Raw genomic sequence first — 17,667 nt, forward strand, 5'->3', positions numbered from 1 at the left:
TCCTGCCCGCACTTATGGTGATGATTCTGGCAGTGGTCACGGCGCTCCCGGGCGCGGCAAGGGCCGACTCGCTTGCCAGCTTCCTGTCGGACCTTGCGCCCGGTGATCTGGTCGAGGGCGCAGATGCCTTCGGTCCGATCCGTGATGATGTGACCGTCGCGCCGGTGCTGAAGGGCGGCGAAACTGTCGCATATGCGTTCCTGACTTCTGATTTTGTCGGCACGACCGGTTATTCCGGCAAACCGATCCACGTGGTCGCCGCGATTGACACGGATGCCGTGCTGACCGGTGTGAAACTGGTCAAACATTCCGAACCGATCGTCCTGATCGGTATCCCCAACTCGAAAATGGTTGCGCTGACCGAAAGCTATGCCGGGCTGGACCTCAAGGTAGAGGCCGCCACGGGTGGCGAGGGCCATGATCTTGAGATCATCTCGGGCGCGACGGTGACGATCATGGTCATCGACGACAGCCTCGTGCGGGCCGGGATCAAGGTGGCGCGCGCGCTGGGGCTGGGCGGGCTTTCCGTGGTCGAGACCGGCCCGAAACGAGAAATCGACTATGCCAAGTCCGACGTCAGCGATTGGCAGACCTTGTCCGGCGACGGCTCGGTCCGGCGGCTGACGCTGGATATCGGTCAGGTTAACGCCGCCTTCGAGGCGACCGGCGACGCCCGCGCGATCAAGCGGCCCGAACCGGGCGCGCCAGAGGACACGTTTATCGACATGCACATGGCGCTGGTGTCGGTGCCGTCGATCGGGCGCACGCTGCTGGGCGACCATGAATACGAGAACCTGACCAAGTGGCTGGACGAAGGCGAACATGCGGTTCTGGTCCTTGGGCGCGGTGCCTATTCCTTCAAGGGCTCGGGCTATGTGCGCGGGGGCATTTTTGACCGGATTCAACTGATCCAGGGCGACACGTCGGTCCGCTTTTTCGATAAGCAGCAACGCCGCCTTGGGGACCTCGCAACCTTGGACAGCCCTAGCTTTTCCGAGCTGGACATCTTCAAGATCCCCGCCGATGCCGAGTTTGATCCGGCCGAACCCTTCCGCATGCAGCTTCTGGTTCAGCGGGCGATCGGGGCGGTCGAAAAGACCTTCCTGACCTTCGATCTAGGCTACAAGCTGCCCGAGCGTTTCCTGCTACCTCAAGTGCAACCGGTCGTCGAAAACGATGTCGAGGCAGAGGCCGCAGCCAAGGCCGCACTTTGGAAACGGATCTGGAAGGACCGCACGGTCGAGATCGCGGTGCTGGGGGTGATGCTTCTGGTGCTGACGGGTGTCTTCTTCTTCCAGATGCAGTTCACCCGGCATCAGCGCGCGTTTTACTGGTTCCGTATCGGTTACCTGACCATGACCCTGGTCTTCATCGGCTGGTATGCCAATGCGCAGCTTTCGGTGGTGAACCTGATGGCGCTTGCCGGCAGCCTGCGCACCGGGTTCAGCTGGGACGCCTTCCTGATGGACCCGCTGGTCTTTATCCAATGGTTCGCCGTCGCTGCCGCACTGTTGTTCTGGGGCCGGGGGGCCTATTGCGGCTGGCTTTGCCCCTTCGGTGCGCTGCAGGAACTGACCAACCAGGTCGCCCGCTTCTTCAAGGTCCCGCAATGGGAACTGCCCTGGGGCCTGCATGAACGGCTCTGGCCCGCCAAATACATGATCTTCCTTGGACTCTTCGGTCTTTCTTTCGTGTCGATCCCGATGGCGGAAACCTATGCCGAGATCGAACCGTTCAAGACGGCGATCATCCTGAAATTCATTCGCGACTGGCCTTTCGTTGTCTTCGCGCTGCTCCTTTTGACGGCTGGCCTGTTCATCGAGCGCTTCTATTGCCGCTACCTCTGCCCGCTGGGTGGGGCGCTGGCGATCCCTGCGCGGATGCGGATGTTCGACTGGCTGAAACGCTACAAGGAATGCGGCAGCCCGTGTCAGACCTGCGCGAATGAATGTCCCGTTCAGGCGATCCACCCGACGGGTGAGATCAACCCCAACGAATGCGTGAACTGCCTGCATTGTCAGGTGCTTTATCAGTCCGACGCAAAATGCCCGGTTGTTATCCGCCAGCTCAAGCGGCGCGAGAAGACCGGCACCGTGCCCGGACGTCCACCGGCGAACCATCCGAACGCCAAACAGACTTCAACCGCTTCCTGAAGGAGGGAACCATGTCAGAAGCATTCAAGAAACTTGCCATGTCGCGGCGCGGCATGCTGGCGGCCTCGGCCACCGGCGCTGTTGCGGCCACGACCGGGATCGGCTCGACACTGATGTCGGCCACGCCCGCAAAGGCCGAAGCAGGCACCGCCCATCTCGCCCCCGGTGAGCTGGACGATTATTATGGCTTCTGGTCCTCGGGCCAGACCGGGGAACTTCGTATCCTTGGCGTGCCGTCCATGCGCGAACTGATGCGCGTGCCGGTCTTCAACCGCTGCTCGGCCACCGGCTGGGGCCAGACCAACGAGTCGCTGAAGATCCTGACCGAAGGCCTGCTGCCCGAAACCAAGGAATTCCTCGCGGCAAACGGCAAGGTCACCTATGACAACGGCGACCTGCACCACCCGCATATGTCGTTCACTGACGGCACCTATGACGGCCGCTTCCTGTTCATGAACGACAAGGCCAACACCCGCGTTGCCCGTGTCCGCTGCGACATCATGAAATGCGACAAGATCATCGAGATCCCGAACGCGCATGACATCCACGGCCTGCGTCCGCAGAAATACCCGCGCACCGGTTACGTCTTTGCCAACGGCGAACACGAAGCACCGCTGGTCAACGATGGCAAGATCCTCGACAACCCCGATGAGTATGTGAACATCTTCACTGCCATCGACGGTGACACGATGGAAATCGCATGGCAGGTAATGGTGTCGGGCAACCTCGACAACACCGACTGCGACTATCAGGGCAACTATGCGTTCTCGACCTCGTACAACTCGGAAATGGGTATGAACCTGGCCGAGATGACCGAGTCCGAGATGGACCACGTCGTTGTCTTCGACCTGAAGGCGATCGAAGCCGCTGTCGCGAACGGTGACTATCAAGAGCTGAAAGGCGTCAAGGTTGTCGATGGCCGCAAGGGCTCGTCGCTCAATGTGACCAAGTACATCCCGATCCCGAACTCTCCGCATGGCGTGAACGCGGCGCCGGACAAGAAGCACATCATGATCAACGGCAAGCTGTCGCCCACCGTCTCGGTGATCGACGTCGAAAAACTGCCCGAGGTCTTCGGTGGCGCCGATCCGCGCTCGGCCATCGTTGCCGAACCGCAGCTGGGTCTTGGCCCGCTTCACACCGCGTTCGACAACAAGGGCAACGCCTACACCACGCTGTTCCTGGACAGCCAGGTCGTGAAATGGGACATCGCCAAGGCGATCGAAGCCTATGCCGGTGCGGATGTTGATCCGATCCTCGACAAGGTGGACGTGCAGTATCAGCCCGGTCACAACTCGACCTCGATGGGTGAAACCGCGGAAGCGGACGGCAAGTGGCTTGTCTCGATGAACAAGTTCTCGAAGGACCGCTTCCTGAACGTTGGCCCGCTGAAGCCTGAGAACGAGCAGCTGATCGATATTTCGGGTGACAAGATGAAGGTGGTCCATGACGGCCCGACCTTCGCCGAGCCACATGACTCGATCATCGTCCGCCGCGACATCGTCAACCCGGTCAACGTCTATGACCGCAACGACCCGCTGTGGGAAGATGCGCGCAAGCAGGCCGAGGCCGATGGCGTCGATCTGGACTGGGGTCACGACGAGGTGATCCGCGATGGCAACAAGGTCCGTGTTTACCTGTCCTCGGTGGCGCCGGAATTCTCGATGGAGAAATTCACGGTCAAGCAGGGTGACGAGGTGACCGTCTATGTGACCAACATGGATGATGTCGATGACGTGACCCACGGCTTCTGCATGGCGAATTATGGTATCGCCATGGAGATCGGGCCGCAGGCGACCGCATCGGTGACCTTCGTGGCCGAACGTCCGGGCGTTCACTGGTTCTATTGCCAGTGGTTCTGCCACGCGCTGCACATGGAAATGCGCGGCCGGATGTTCGTTGAACCGCGCGCCTCGTAAGGAGTGTGACAAGATGAAATGGTCCCTTCCGATCCTGCTGGCGGCCCTTGCCGTGCCGCTTCACGCGGCCGACTGGGACGTGCCGGTGCGCGACGGGGCCATTTCCGAGACCCTGGCCCGGGCCAAGGACGGCGACACGCTGCGCCTTGGGGCCGGGACCTACCGTGAAACCGTCATTGTGGACCGGTCCGTCACTCTGGAGGGGGCGGGCAAGGCGACGATCGATGGCGGGGGCAGGGGCAGTGTGATCACCGTCACCGGCGATGATGTCATTCTTCGCGGGTTGACGGTGATCGGCTCTGGCTCGGACCATGAAGACATCGACTCGGGCATCAAGCTGACCAAGACGGCGGACCGTCCGCAGGTCATCGGCAATGTGCTGAAGGGCAACCTCTACGGCGTGGATATTCATGGCGCGCGGGATGCGCTGGTCGCCGAGAATGTCATCGAAGGCCGCACCGATCACCGTATGAATGACCGCGGCAACGGGGTTTACCTGTGGAACGCGCCCGGCGCGCTGGTGGAAAAGAACGACATCCGCTGGGGCCGCGACGGGATCTTCGTCAACTCGTCCAAGAAAAACATCTTTCGGGACAACCTGTTCCGCGACCTGCGCTTCGCAGTGCATTACATGTATGCCAACAACTCGGAAGTCACCGGCAACGTTTCGATCGGCAACGATCTTGGCTATGCGGTGATGTTTTCGAAATTCGTGCGCGTCGCGGACAATGTCTCGATCGACGACCGCGAACATGGCGTGATGCTGAACTATGCCAACAACTCCGAGATCACGGGAAACGTCGTGCGCGGAGCCAAGGAGAAATGCACGTTCCTTTATAACAGCCACAAGAACGATTTTTCCGGCAACTGGTTCGAGGGCTGTGGCATCGGCATCCATTTCACCGGTTCGGACAACAACCGGATCGTCGGCAATGCCTTCATCGGCAACCGGACCCAGGTCAAGCTGGTCTCGACCCGCTGGCATGAATGGTCCGAAAACGGCAGCGGCAATTTCTGGTCGGATTTCGCTGCCTTCGACGTTGACGGCAATGGTATCGCCGACAGCGCCTATCGTCCCAACGACAGCATGGATCACGTGCTTTGGACACAACCTTCGGCCAAACTGTTGCTCGGTTCACCTGCCGTGCAGCTGGTGCGCTGGTCGCAATCGGCGTTCCCGGCCCTGTTGCCGGGCGGCGTGATCGACAGCAATCCCTTGATGCAACCCGTCAAACCTGACGCATATGAGAAGGTTCACCCATGACGGATAAAGTCCTCACCATTCGCGGCGCATCCAAGTTGCGCGGCAAGACGCAGACCCTGTGTGACGTCGACCTTGACGTCGCCGCGGGCGAGCGTGTGGCCCTTCTGGGGCACAACGGCGCGGGGAAATCCACGCTGATGAAACTGATCCTCGGACTCACACCGATGAGCGGTGGCGAGATCCGCATCGACGGCGCAAAACCGGGCAGTGCCGCCGCGCGCAAGGCGACCGCTTTCTTGCCCGAAGCCGTCAGCTTTCATCCTGCTTTGACGGGGCGTGAGCTTTTGACCATGTTCGCCCGTCTTTCGGGTGAGAAACGCGCCGATATTGCGGGTTTGTTGGACCGTGTCGGGCTGGGTGATGCCATCGACCGCCGCGTCGGCGCCTATTCCAAGGGGATGCGGCAGCGGCTGGGACTGGCGCAGGTTCTTCTGGGCCGTCCCAAGGTGGCGCTGCTGGACGAACCGACCAGCGGGCTTGACCCGATTTCACGCCAGGATCTCTATGCTATCATCGACGAACTGGCCGCCAATGGCACCGCCGTCCTAATCGCGTCCCACGCGCTGACCGAGGTCGAGGCGCGCACCGACCGTATCGCCATCCTACGCAAGGGGGTGAAAGTGGCTGATGACACGCTGGCCAATCTCTCGGCCGCTGCCGGGCTTCCCACCAAACTGCGCGTCGTTGCCAAAAGCGGCTGTGCCGACCAGATCGCCGCCGAAACCGGCGGTGCCCGCGTCAATGGTGTGTCGGTCGAAATCACCTGCGGCCCCGACCAGAAGATGGACGAACTGCGCCGCATCGCCGCGATGGGCGACACGGTGGCGGATATCGAGATGACGCCGCCACGTCTTGAAGACCTTTATCGCCATTACGCCAAGGAGGGCCGGGTATGATGACGCCTCGTTCCTTTGCCATTGCCCGCGCCGAGATGCTGATCCTGCGTCGCAACCGCTGGCTGTTCATGGCCACGCTGATCATGGTTCTGTTCGCGCTGGCGCTGACCTTCGCGGGCTCTGCGCCGACAGGGTCGCTGGGTGTCGACATGCTGACCGTGTCGGTTGCGTCGATGACCACGTTGTCGGTCTATCTGGCCCCGCTTCTGGCGCTGATGATGAGCTTTGATGCCGTTGCTGGCGACCGTGACCGGGGGTCGCTGTCCCTGATCCTGTCCTATCCGGCGGGACGCGGGGAGTTGCTGTTTGGCAAGTTCCTGGCCCATCTCGCCGCGCTGGGCTTTGCCATGACCATCGGCTTTGGCACCGCCGGGGCGGTCGCGGCCTATTACGGTGGGGCCGGGGCGGAAAGCCTGGTGTCGCTGTTGCGGCTGATCGGCACCTCTGTCCTTCTGGGCGCGGTGTTCCTTGTGCTGGGCTATGCGCTGTCGGCGCTGTCGGGCAGCGCCACCGGCGCGGCGGGCTTGTCGGCGGGTTTGTGGCTGGTCTTCGTCGTGCTTTATGATCTTGGGCTTCTCGGGGCCGTGGTCATGGACGCCGGGGGTGTTTTCACGCAAAAGATCTTCCCTTGGGCCATGGTTGCAAACCCGGCTGACGCGTTCCGTGTATGGAACATCGCCGCCTCGGATTCGGTTGCGATCACCAGTGGCATGGCGGGCGCAGCCAGCGCCTTGCCGGGCTGGGCCGCGCCCCTGTCGCTTGTGATCTGGCCGGTGGCGGGTTTCCTTCTGGCCCGGGCCGCATTCCGCAGGGTAGAGCCATGAACCGTCTTGCCCTGATCGCCCTCATCGCAGCCACTTCCCTTGCCGCCTGCAAGGAAGATGTGGCCGAAGCCCCGCCACAGCCCGTGGCGCTGACCGAAGAGGCGTTGAGTTACTTCTGTCAGATGGGCGTGGCCGAACATGGTGGCCCCAAGGGGCAGATCCACCTTGATGGCATGCCAGCGCCCCTGTTCTTTGCGCAGGTGCGCGATCTGGTCGCCTATCTGAAAAGCCCCGAGCGCGACGCCGAGATCACCGCGATCTATGTCAGCGACATGGGCGTCGCTCCCAGTTGGGACGCGCCCGGCATCGAAAACTGGACCGACGCCAACGCAGCGGTCTTTGTAGTCGGAGCCGGCGTCAAGGGCGGCATGGGCGCGCCCGAGATCGTGCCCTTTGCCAGCCAAGCCGGGGCAGACGCCTTTGTGGCGCAATATGGCGGTGACGTGCTGACTCTGGAACAGATACCGGACGACGCGGCCATTGGCCCTGTCGACCTTGAAGAAGAACTGGAGACGCCCGCATGACCTTGTCCTTGAGCCGCCGCCGCTTCCTGACGATTTCAGCCGCAGTCGCCGCTGTTGGCTCGACCCCCGCCAACGCCGCATCTGAAAGCGCCCATTGGCGCGGAGTTGCGCTGGGCGCGTCTGCGCGGATGGAAATTGTTGGCATGGCGCAAGTGGACGCTGGGCCCCTGTTTGCCACAGTCGAAACCGAGCTTTCGCGGCTGGAAAACGTGTTCAGCCTTTATCGTGACACGTCTGAACTTTCGCGCCTGAACCGGGACGGGTATCTGGATGCGCCATCCCTTGAGATGGTCGAGATTCTGTCGCTTGCGGACCGGATCCATGCTGCATCTGGCGGCGCTTTTGACCCCAGCGTGCAACCCTTGTGGCAGGCCCATGCCACCGGCGGCAACATCGCAGAAGCCAGGGCGCGAGTCGGCTGGGACCAGGTTGAGATTTCGCCGGCCCGGATAAACCTGGGTCGCAAGGGTGGGGCGCTGACGCTGAACGGGATCGCTCAAGGGTATGTCTCTGACCGGATCGCCGGACTGTTGCGCGGGCACGGGCTGAGAAATGTTCTGGTCGACATGGGCGAGATTGTTGCCCTCGGGCAGGCTGGGCCGCAGCGTGACTGGACAGTGGGAATAGCCGGGCAGGGTGGTCAGGTTGTGGCCCGTGTTGCGCTGTCCGATCAGGCGTTGGCGACGTCATCTCCGTCGGGCATGCGGATGGGGGGTAATGGGCTGCTGCATATCCTGTCTCCTATCGGGGGGCATGTCGATGCGGCGCGTGTCGTCTCGGTGGCGGCGCCGTCAGCGGCTGTTGCAGATGGTCTGTCGACCGCCTGTTGCCTCTTGGAGCGCGGCGCGGCCGAGGCCAGCATTGCCACTTTCCCTGAAGCGCGGCTTGTCCACTGGACGTAATCCATCCCGCGTCACAATTCGTAGCAAAAACGGCCCGCATCCAGTGATGCGGGCTTTGAATTTTTTGGGATACTGGGGGGTCAGCCGGCAATCGGTGCGCGGTTGGCCTGAGGGCGGAACCCTTCGACCCGCGTCATCACCAGCTGGCGCAGCCGCTCGGTGTCGCAGTCTCGCAGGCACGCCTGAAGTTCTTTCAGCATGGCCGCGACCTCGATCTCGGAGAGCATGTTTTCTTCAGCTTGCAAGATCTTCGGGTGCGCCGTTCCGGTCATCTGGCCGCGGTCGATCAAAAGCTCTTCGAACAGTTTTTCGCCGGGGCGCAGCCCGATGATCTTGATCGCAATGTCGCCCCTGCCGGTTTGCGGGTCTTTGACCGTACGACCGGCGAGTCGGATCATGCTGTGAGCAATGTCGATAATTTTCTGCGGTTCACCCATGTCCAGAACAAAGACGTCGCCGCCACGTGCATAGGCGCCTGCCAGCAATACCAGCCGGACCGCCTCGGGGATAGTCATGAAGAAACGGGTGATTTCGCGATGGGTTACGGTGACCGGGCCGCCGGCCTCGATCTGTTTCTGAAACAGCGGCAGGACCGAGCCGGAGGATCCCAGCACGTTGCCGAAACGGACCATGGCAAACTTGGTCTTGTCGCTGCGGGTCTGAAGGTCCTGGATCACCAGCTCAGCCATGCGCTTGGTCGCGCCCATGATCGACGTCGGGCGCACGGCCTTGTCCGACGAAATCAGGATGAAGCGTTCAATCCCGGCGGCCAACGCGGCCTCGGCCACGACCCGTGTGCCAAGCACATTGTTCCGCGCGCCTTCCAGTTCGTTATGCTCAACAAGCGGCACGTGTTTGTAGGCCGCAGCGTGCAGAACGATGTCGACCTTGCGGTCCTCGATGATGTGGCGCACCGTTTCGGCAATGGTCACCGAACCCAGTCGGGTCGTCAGGACGATGCCGGCTGCGCTTGCCAGTGGGCGCAATTCCTGATCGATCTTGTAAAGGTTGAATTCGCTGCGCTCGAACAGCACGATTTCGGCGGGGTTGCAGTGGATCAGCTGTCGGCACAGCTCGGCTCCGATCGAGCCCCCTGCGCCGGTTACCATGACCACACGTCCGGCAAATGACCGGGCCATTTCAGGCACATCCAGATCAACCGAGTCGCGGCCCAGAAGCTCACTTGGTGTCACGGTGCGAAGTGCCTTGGCTGCGCCATTGCCCGCCATCATGTCGACATATGACGGCAGGATCTGGACCTCGACACCAAGCGCGGTGAGGTCGGAAATCAGTTTCTTGCGGCGCAATTCCGGGATTTGCTGAATGGCCAGCAGTACGCGTTCAACCTGATGGCGCTGCAGGAGCTTTGGCAGGTCACGCGGCGAATGCACCGGCAGACCGGCAACCATCAGGCCGCGCAGGTTCTGGTTGTCATCGACGAATGCTATTGGCCGGGCTTCGCGTGATTGTCGCAGCGCCGACGCCAGTTGGATTCCGGCCGCACCCGCCCCATAGATCACCACGTTCTGGCGGTCGGTGTGGTCCTGCGCGAGAAATCGCAGCACAAACAACCCGATGATCCGCATCGCGACGGAGGACAGGAAGAACGAGTTGGCAAAAATCAGCGCCAGCGAAACCGGGTTCGATGTCCCAAGCACCAGCCCGACAGCAATTGCCAGCCCCATCAGGCTCAACGCCAGAAGCCCGATCTGGGCCATCGCACGATTTTCGAATGCGTGCAGCCGGATTTGTGGGACGCGCAGAAGGTGTACAAGGACGGAACCGCCCAGGGTCATCACCGCAAGAAACAACCAGAACGTGCCGTCAATCGGTGGAAGTCCGCCGAAGCGCATCAGGTAGGCAAGCACAAGGCAAACGGGAATCAGAAGCGTATCTGCGACCAGGTAGATGGTGCGTTTCGTGGAACGTGGCAGATTTGGGAGTTCCGAAAGATTGAACATCTATGTCTCGTGCAATGCACCTTAGTATTCAACGAGACTATCGGATATTCGGCAACGCAGCAAGGAATAGAGTGTCGAACGCGTTGCCGAAGAAATCATATGGTCAAAAAAAGCGGGCGCGCATGTTCGCGCGCCCGGCCGTTTCCTGCCAAGAACCCGGCGTCCGCTTACAGAAAATCGTTCGCAGGAAGTTTCCCGCCAAAGTTGTCAGATGTCGAAAAAGACGGTCTCGCCGTCGCCCTGCAAACGGATATCAAAACGATAGACCGGAACCCCGTCGCGGTCTGACCGCGTTGCGATCAGTGTCTTGCGGCGTGTTTCCCACTCGATCAGGTTGATCACCGGGTCCTTGGCGTTGGCTTCGGCTTCGTCGTCGAAATAGAGCCGGGTGTTGAGGCCGATATTGATGCCACGCGCAACGATCCACAGGTTGATATGCGGGGCCATCGGGCGACCGTCGCGGCCCATGACCGATCCCGGCTTGATGGTATCAAATCCCCATTCGCCGGTATCGAAATCGGTGATGACGCGCCCCCATCCACGGAACCCCTCTTCGACGTCTCCGGGGTGTTCGGGGTGGGCATAGATGCCATCGGCATTGGCCTGCCATGCTTCCAGCAGCACGTCCTTGACCGGGTTGCCTGTGCCGTCGATGACAATACCCTCAACGCGGATGCGCTCACCCTTGGCGTTGGGACCGGCGATGTCCCAACCCAGCTCCTGACGATAGATATCAAAACCTGCCGCTCCGGGGGCAAGTCCGATGTGGACATAAGGCCCTGCGGTCTGGCTGGGGCTCTCTTTCAGATAGTCGAGTTTCTGGACCATGTTCAGTTCCCCTCAAGCCGGTTTTCAAACAGCGTGGACCGGCGCCCTCGCAGCACGATGTCGAACTTGTAGGCAATTGTGTCCAGCGGGATCGTGGCGTTCCTGTCCAAAGCGGCGATCAACTGACCGATGGCAGCCTTGTCCGGGATGGTATTGACAATGGGGCAGCTTGCGATCAGCGGGTCGCCCTCGAAATACATCTGGGTGATCAGGCGCTGAGCAAAGCCCGAACCGAAAACCGAAACGTGAATATGCGCCGGCCGCCAGTCATTGACCCAATTGCGCCACGGATAAGCGCCCGGCTTCACGGTGCGGAAATAGTAATAGCCGTTTTCATCCGTCAGGGTCCGGCCGCAGCCGCCAAAGTTAGGGTCGATCGGCGCAAGGTAGGTGTCTTTCTTGTGGCGATAGCGTCCCCCCGCATTGGCCTGCCAAACCTCGACCAGCGTGTTGGGCACCGGGCGGCCGTTTTCATCCAGAACACGGCCATGCACGATGATGCGTTCCCCGATGGGACTTTCACCGGGTTTGGCGTAATTCGCGATCAGGTCGTTGTCGATGGGGTCGATATCGTTGTGGCCAAACACCGGGCCGGTGATTTCGCTCATCGAGTTCTGAAGACTGATCAGCGAGTACTGCGGCGAGCGCGCGACGCTGGTCTTGTAATCCCTTGCGAAAGCAGGTGGATGCCAGGTCCGGTCCCGTTGATAGAACTCGCCCGGTTTGGGGCCTTGGGTCGACATGCTGTCCTCTCCTCGTAATCCCTTGATTGCATACTACCGCGTTTGCGGCCCTGTCTCGCGTTCCATTTCCGCATAGGTTTCCCGCGCGATCTTCAACGCCTGGTTCGCACGTGGAACCCCGGCATAGATCGCGACATGCTGGAAAGCCTCAAGCACATCCTGTTTGCTGGCCCCGGTACGGGCGGTGGCGCGGACGTGCATTGCGATCTCTTCGAAATTGCCAAGCGCGGCCAGCAGCGCTAGCGTCAGCATCGAGCGTTCCCGGTCACTGATCCCGTCCGACGCCCAGACGGTGCCCCAGGCACCTTCGGTGATCAGGGTCTGAAAAGGCTGGTCAAGGTCAGTCTTGACCGCCTCGGCGCGGTCGACATGCGCATCGCCAAGAATGCGGCGGCGCACGGCCATGCCTTTTTCGAAACGGTCACTCATTGGTCTTCCTCTTGGTCAATCGCCGATCAGTAGGGCAGGCCGACATAGTTCTGCGAAAGCACGCTTTGCGCCTCGCGGTTGGAGCGCAGGAAATCGATCTCGGATTGCTGCATCTTGAGGTCAAACTCGGACTGGTCCGGGAAACGGTGCAGAAGGTTTGTCATCCACCAGCTGAACCGCTCGGCCTTCCAGATCCGCGCCAGCGCCTTTTCCGAATAGCCGTCAAGTCCGCTGTCGTCGCCATCCAAGTAGTGCTGCACCATGCCGTGATAGAGATAGTGAATGTCACTGGCGGCGGTGTTCAGCCCCTTGGCACCTGTGGGCGGCACGATATGCGCCGCGTCCCCGCACAGGAACAGGCGGCCCCAGCGCATCGGTTCGGTCACGAAAGACCGGAGCGGTGCAATGGACTTCTCAATCGACGGGCCGGTGACCAGCTTTTCGGCATGTTCGGCGGGCAGTCGGCGCTTCAACTCGTCCCAGAAGGCCGCGTCGGTCCAGTCTTCGGGGCTGTCGGACAGGGAACACTGAATATAGTAGCGGCTGAGATTGGCATTGCGCATTGAACACAGGGCAAAGCCACGGTCCGACCCGGCATAAATCAGCTCTTCATGGACGGGTGGGGTTTCTGAGAGGATGCCGAGCCAGCCGAAGGGATATACCTTCTCATACTCTCGCCGCACTGTCAGCGGGATGGTCTGGCGGCTGACCCCGTGGAACCCGTCACAGCCCGCGACAAAGTCACAGTCGATGCGGTGTTCCTGTCCGTGAGTGGTGTATGTGACATAAGGGGCATCGCTGTCGGCGTCGTGGATGGTGACGTCCTCGGTTTCAAAGACGATCTTGCCCCCCATCGCTTCACGCGCATCATACAGGTCGCGCGTGACCTCGGTCTGGCCATAGACCACGACCGGGGTGCCGGTGTGTTCGACAAAATCAATACGGAATTCATTGTCGCCGTAGGAAATCACCGTGCCATCGTGGACAAAGCACTCCCGGTCCATCCGGTCGGCGACTCCGGCCTCGCGCATCAATTCGACGAACCCTGTTTCAAGGATCCCGGCGCGGATGCGCCCAAGCACATAATCCCGCGTCTTGCGCTCAAGGACGATCGTGTCGATTCCGCGTTTGTGCAAAAGCTGGCTAAGCAGAAGACCCGATGGGCCGCCACCGATGATTGCAACTTGTGTCCGCATTGTGGAATTCCTCCTGCGGCGACCATGCATGCTTGTTTCGGTAAATGAAATTGATATATCGTGCGGATATCTTGCTGGAAACGGAAAGTATATGATCGACCGACGCATCAAGTTCCGCCATATCCAGTGTTTCGTCGAAATTTGCCGAGAAAAAAGCCTGAAACAGGCGGCGGATCGACTGTTCCTGACCCAGCCAGCAATTTCCAAAACTCTCAAGGAGTTGGAGGAAATCCTTGATGCCAAGCTGTTGAACCGCAGCCGGGCAGGGGTCAGCCTGACAGAGCAAGGAAAGGTATTCCTGCATTTCGCGCAGATGTCGCTGGCGTCGCTGCAGCAGGGTCTGGCCGGAGTCGAACAATTGGGCGATGCCGGGGCCGAAACCCTGTCGGTCGGTGCGCTGCCTTCGGTCGCGGCGCGTCTGATGCCGGATACGGCGCGGGAATTCGCGGGGCTGGCGCCCAAGGCACGGCTCAGGATCATTGATGGCCCAGTCGCCTATCTGATCGAACAGCTGCGCCAGGGGCGGCTTGATCTGGTGATCGGGCGACTGGGAAGGCCCGAGATGATGCAGGGCCTGTCATTTACGCAGCTCTATGAAGAGCGGGTGGCCCTGATCGTGCGGGCGGGGCATCCGCTGCTTGATGATCCCGACCTAAAGCGGCTGGCAGACTGGCCAGTGATTTACCCGCCGGAAGGCGCGGCGATCCGGTCTCTTGTGGACCGATTTCTGATTGCCAACGGCGTCGGGGATCTGCCGAACCAGATCGAGACCGTCTCAGGGGCCTTTGGCCGGGTCCATACCCGCCGCACCGATTCCGTCTGGTTCATTTCCGAAGGCGTGGTGGCAAATGAGATTGCCGACGGGTTCCTCGTGCCGTTGCCGGTCGAGACCGGGATCACGCTGGGACCGGTCGGACTGATGACGCGCCCGGACCTGCCGGACACGCCCTTGATGCAGCTTTTCCGCCGCGCCGTCGCCAACGCGATTGCCGAAGGGCAGGGCGACAGCGCAGAGACTTCCGCGCCTGTTACAGAATGACCCTGTGTTCGGTTTGCCCCCTGGCAATATCCGGTGCAGCAAAGACCAGCCCATTGCCGGGCTCGGCCGTCAGCACTTCGGGCGAAAGGTCAACCGCGGCAGTCGTGCAGAACAGGGTTGTGCCATCCGCTCCACCAAAGGCCGGACAAGAAGAGTGACGCCCGCCGATAGCGACCGCGCGCAGAAATGTGCCATCGGGCGCATAGGCCGCGACCCGGTTCGCCCCCCATTGCGCCAGCCACATGTTGCCATCCGCATCGACGACCGCGCCGTCAGGGAACAGCTTGTCCGCCTTCAAATCCAGATAGACCGACGGTTCTCCCATCGGCCAGCCGTCGCCGTCCAGCGCCTGACGCATCACCTGCTGCGTCAGCGTGTCGGTGAAATAGGCGGTCTTGCCATCCGGCGCGAATGAGATCGCGTTCGGGATCGAAATACCGGGGAACAACTGCCGCAGTTCGCCCTTGTAATAGCGATAGATCGCGCCGGCCTTCAGTTCGGCCTCGATCCCCATCGTGCCGATCCAGAATCCGCCCTGCGGGTCGGCCCGGCCATCGTTCGACCGTGTGACAGGATTGTCCGCTTCAAGATCGACCAGCTTCTGGCGCGACCCGTCCGCGATCGAAAACCGCCACAACGCGGTTTCAGAGGCCAGGATCAGCGTGTCGGCATCAACCCAGCCCGCTGCCGAGACATATTCGTCAAAGGACCATTCGGCAGGGCCTTCTTCGGTCCGCGTCAACAGCTTCTTGCCAAGGATGTCGAACCAGAACAGTTGCCCGCGTTCGGGGTGCCAAAGCGGGCCTTCGCCCAGGGTGCAGCGGCGGTCGTCAAATACGGTCGCTTCGGTCATTTCGTTGCCTCATCATAAGCTGTCACAATCTCTTTTGCCCGTGCGCTGACGTCAGCCACCGACAGGCCGGGCTTGTAAAGTGCCGAACCAATGCCAAACCCGTCCGCGCCCGCGGCGATCCACGTCGCGAAATTATCGCTGCCCGCGCCACCAACTGCGTAGACCTCGGTCGTTTTGGGCAGCACAGCCCGCATCGCTTTCAATCCCTCGGGACCAGCCATTGTGCCGGGGAACAATTTAAGACCTGTCGCCCCAGCTTTGAGCGCGGAAAAAGCCTCGGTCGGGGTAAACACCCCGGGCCAGCTTTGCAGCCCCAGCGCGGCCGTGTGGCCAATCACTTCGGGATCGCAATTGGGCGACACGATAAGCCGCCCCCCGGCCGCGGCGACCTTGTCGACCTCAACGGTCGTTAGCACCGTGCCAGCGCCGATCAGTGCCATGGTACCAAACGACTGCGCCATGCGTTCGATCGAGGTGAACGGGTCAAGGGAATTCAGCGGCACTTCGATCCGATCGATTCCGGCTTCTATCAGGGCGGCTGCCATGGCGGGAGCTTCGTCCGGGGTCAGGCCACGCAAAATGGCGATCAGGGGGCGGCTCATTCGGTTTCCTTCAATCTGATATAGGCGGCGGTCAAACCGGCCAGGGTCATCCGGGCGACATCTTCGGTGCGGGTCGGCACGCCCTGTGCCTTCAGAGCCGCGCCATAGATCGGCGCGGTCGCACCGGAACCGATCAGCGCCACCTGCTGACCCAGCCAGAAGGGACGGGCGGCGGACAGCTCTGCCCCGACCAGCAGGCCCGAGAGGGTGGCGCGTGCCACTTCCGCGCCCTGACCATGCAGCAGGTCCTCGGCCCGCAGCGAAAACAGCCGCGCGGCGATGCGGTCAGGGTGGGACATGGCATCTGAAACCGCTGCAAGGAACGCGTCGTTGTCCCAGCCGTCACCCGTAACGGAATGGCGCAGCACCGATTGCGACGACAGAAGCGCAAACATCTCGCCTGTCATGAAGGTGCGAAAGCTGACAACCTCTCCCGCGCTGACATGCGCCCATTTGGTATGTGTCCCGGGCAGGCACAGCACGCCGTCCCAATTCGGGTTCTGCGCGATGAACCCCGCGATCTGGGTTTCCTCGCCACGCATCACATCCGCCGGGTTATCCTGGCGCAGACCCGGCAGGATATGCACCGAAATCCGTGGGTCCTGCGACACAGTAAAAATAGGGGGCAGCTCAGAGGGCTTGGTTGGCACGGCGGAGTAGGGAGCTTCCTGCCAGCCCTGACGCGCACCAACCATGCCGCAGCAGATCACATCGGTACCCCCATCTTTCAGCCAGCCACCGATCACCTCTAGCAGTGCCGGTTCGAATTCGTCCGGCGCAAGCCGTCCCATCCCCTTTGTAGAGTCGCCGGTTGCAAGAGGGGCGCCGTCCTGCATGGCCCAGGCGCGCAGGTGGGATGTTCCCCAGTCGACGGCAATCCATTCAGCTTCGATCATGTCGTCCTCGGCATTGTTCAGGATGCGCATTTGGTATCGCTAACACCGCCAGCATCCAAGAAAGAATTGCCGCCAGGTCAAAAGCGGCCGCGAAAGCGTGGCCGTTTTTTGAGGCGATCGCATGCGGCGTCGACTCAATACGCCGGTTATCCGGTGGCCGAGTCGCCCAACCTGTGGTGATTCACGTCCCTTCGAGTCGTTAAGGCGGCAAAAATTCGGTCGTGACGAGGGGCGACTCGTTCGATTGAGCTATCTGAAGGGGGTGAACCCCTAAGAGAACCTCAGGATACCGGATTTCTTGCAAAGCTACCCTCGATAAAAAGCGAATAAAACAAGGGCATTGCGGCGTTCGAATGGGCGAATGTGAAAAAAATCGCATTTCCGCGAAAAAACCGCTTGCAGCCGACAGCGGTAAACCTTAGAACCCCCTTCACCGGCGCTGCTGAGGCGGACGACGGCAAACACCTGACGGACGGAAGCGCTCCTGACGGTAAAAAATCTAGAGGTTAGATTGGGCGGGACGCACCATCAAGGTGGTGGTTCTGTTCGGTTTTGCTTCTTCGCTTTTTGACATTGTTGAATATCTGAAGAGATATGTGGGCGGTTTGGTTTCGTTTTTCGACGGATCGACGTTTGCA

Annotated in this window: 16 protein-coding genes; 8 read left to right on the forward strand and 8 right to left on the reverse strand. The window is 61.0% G+C overall.

Annotated elements, in window-relative coordinates; translation table 11 throughout:
- The first annotated feature begins 14 nt into the window (after positions 1-14).
- The 7 genes from JQ863_RS18815 to JQ863_RS18845 are packed head-to-tail and all read left to right on the forward strand — an operon-like array spanning position 15 to position 8,482.
- Positions 15-2,153, forward strand: coding sequence for a 4Fe-4S binding protein (locus JQ863_RS18815; RefSeq protein ID WP_204115905.1), 2,139 nt, complete (start codon positions 15-17; stop codon positions 2,151-2,153).
- 11 nt (positions 2,154-2,164) lie between these two features.
- Positions 2,165-4,072 carry a TAT-dependent nitrous-oxide reductase gene (gene nosZ, locus JQ863_RS18820; RefSeq protein ID WP_204115885.1) on the forward strand — a complete coding sequence of 636 codons (1,908 nt, stop codon included), beginning with the start codon at positions 2,165-2,167 and terminating at the stop codon, positions 4,070-4,072.
- 13 nt (positions 4,073-4,085) lie between these two features.
- Positions 4,086-5,336, forward strand: coding sequence for a nitrous oxide reductase family maturation protein NosD (locus tag JQ863_RS18825; protein ID WP_204115886.1), 1,251 nt, complete (start codon positions 4,086-4,088; stop codon positions 5,334-5,336).
- Positions 5,333-6,232, forward strand: coding sequence for an ABC transporter ATP-binding protein (locus JQ863_RS18830; RefSeq protein WP_204115887.1), 900 nt, complete (start codon positions 5,333-5,335; stop codon positions 6,230-6,232). Before JQ863_RS18825 ends, JQ863_RS18830 begins: the two co-directional genes overlap by 4 nt.
- Positions 6,232-7,056 carry an ABC transporter permease gene (locus JQ863_RS18835; protein WP_204115906.1) on the forward strand — a complete coding sequence of 275 codons (825 nt, stop codon included), beginning with the start codon at positions 6,232-6,234 and terminating at the stop codon, positions 7,054-7,056. Before JQ863_RS18830 ends, JQ863_RS18835 begins: the two co-directional genes overlap by 1 nt.
- Positions 7,053-7,580, forward strand: a complete 528-nt coding sequence (locus tag JQ863_RS18840; RefSeq protein WP_204115888.1) for a nitrous oxide reductase accessory protein NosL — start codon at positions 7,053-7,055, stop codon at positions 7,578-7,580. The genes JQ863_RS18835 and JQ863_RS18840 overlap by 4 nt, the downstream gene beginning before the upstream one ends.
- Entirely contained in the window at positions 7,577-8,482 is a 906-nt protein-coding gene (locus tag JQ863_RS18845; protein WP_239113621.1) for an FAD:protein FMN transferase, read from the forward strand. Before JQ863_RS18840 ends, JQ863_RS18845 begins: the two co-directional genes overlap by 4 nt.
- Before the next feature lie 80 nt (positions 8,483-8,562).
- Here the strand turns inward: JQ863_RS18845 and JQ863_RS18850 are convergent, their stop codons facing one another.
- From JQ863_RS18850 to pobA, 5 genes are all read right to left on the reverse strand, one after another.
- Complete coding sequence (locus tag JQ863_RS18850; RefSeq protein WP_204115889.1) at positions 8,563-10,443, reverse strand: polysaccharide biosynthesis protein; 1,881 nt, start codon at positions 10,441-10,443, stop codon at positions 8,563-8,565.
- A 207-nt stretch (positions 10,444-10,650) separates the two neighbouring features.
- Positions 10,651-11,271 carry a protocatechuate 3,4-dioxygenase subunit alpha gene (gene pcaG / locus JQ863_RS18855; protein WP_204115890.1) on the reverse strand — a complete coding sequence of 207 codons (621 nt, stop codon included), beginning with the start codon at positions 11,269-11,271 and terminating at the stop codon, positions 10,651-10,653.
- A 2-nt stretch (positions 11,272-11,273) separates the two neighbouring features.
- Positions 11,274-12,014, reverse strand: a complete 741-nt coding sequence (pcaH, locus tag JQ863_RS18860; protein WP_204115891.1) for a protocatechuate 3,4-dioxygenase subunit beta — start codon at positions 12,012-12,014, stop codon at positions 11,274-11,276.
- 33 nt (positions 12,015-12,047) lie between these two features.
- Complete coding sequence (gene pcaC, locus JQ863_RS18865; protein ID WP_204115892.1) at positions 12,048-12,443, reverse strand: 4-carboxymuconolactone decarboxylase; 396 nt, start codon at positions 12,441-12,443, stop codon at positions 12,048-12,050.
- 26 nt (positions 12,444-12,469) lie between these two features.
- Positions 12,470-13,639, reverse strand: a complete 1,170-nt coding sequence (gene pobA / locus JQ863_RS18870) for a 4-hydroxybenzoate 3-monooxygenase (RefSeq protein ID WP_204115893.1) — start codon at positions 13,637-13,639, stop codon at positions 12,470-12,472.
- Positions 13,640-13,730: 91 nt separating this feature from the next.
- On the opposite strand from pobA, the gene pcaQ reads away from it, so the two are divergent.
- Positions 13,731-14,678 (forward strand): pca operon transcription factor PcaQ, encoded by a 948-nt coding sequence (gene pcaQ, locus JQ863_RS18875; protein WP_204115894.1) that lies wholly within the window; start codon positions 13,731-13,733, stop codon positions 14,676-14,678.
- Here pcaQ and JQ863_RS18880 read toward each other — a convergent pair.
- From JQ863_RS18880 to JQ863_RS18890, 3 genes are read right to left on the reverse strand one after another with little or no spacing between them, the layout of a single operon-like run.
- Positions 14,668-15,531 (reverse strand): SMP-30/gluconolactonase/LRE family protein, encoded by an 864-nt coding sequence (locus JQ863_RS18880; RefSeq protein WP_204115895.1) that lies wholly within the window; start codon positions 15,529-15,531, stop codon positions 14,668-14,670. The genes pcaQ and JQ863_RS18880 overlap by 11 nt on opposite strands.
- Positions 15,528-16,133 (reverse strand): 2-dehydro-3-deoxy-6-phosphogalactonate aldolase, encoded by a 606-nt coding sequence (locus JQ863_RS18885; RefSeq protein WP_204115896.1) that lies wholly within the window; start codon positions 16,131-16,133, stop codon positions 15,528-15,530. Before JQ863_RS18885 ends, JQ863_RS18880 begins: the two co-directional genes overlap by 4 nt.
- A complete protein-coding gene (locus JQ863_RS18890; RefSeq protein ID WP_239113623.1) occupies positions 16,130-17,059 on the reverse strand; it encodes a 2-dehydro-3-deoxygalactonokinase in 930 nt (309 codons plus the stop codon). The genes JQ863_RS18885 and JQ863_RS18890 overlap by 4 nt, the downstream gene beginning before the upstream one ends.
- Between the last annotated feature and the right edge of the window lie 608 nt (positions 17,060-17,667).

It is taken from the genome of Shimia biformata (assembly GCF_016888515.1).
Classification (GTDB): domain Bacteria; phylum Pseudomonadota; class Alphaproteobacteria; order Rhodobacterales; family Rhodobacteraceae; genus Shimia_A; species Shimia_A biformata.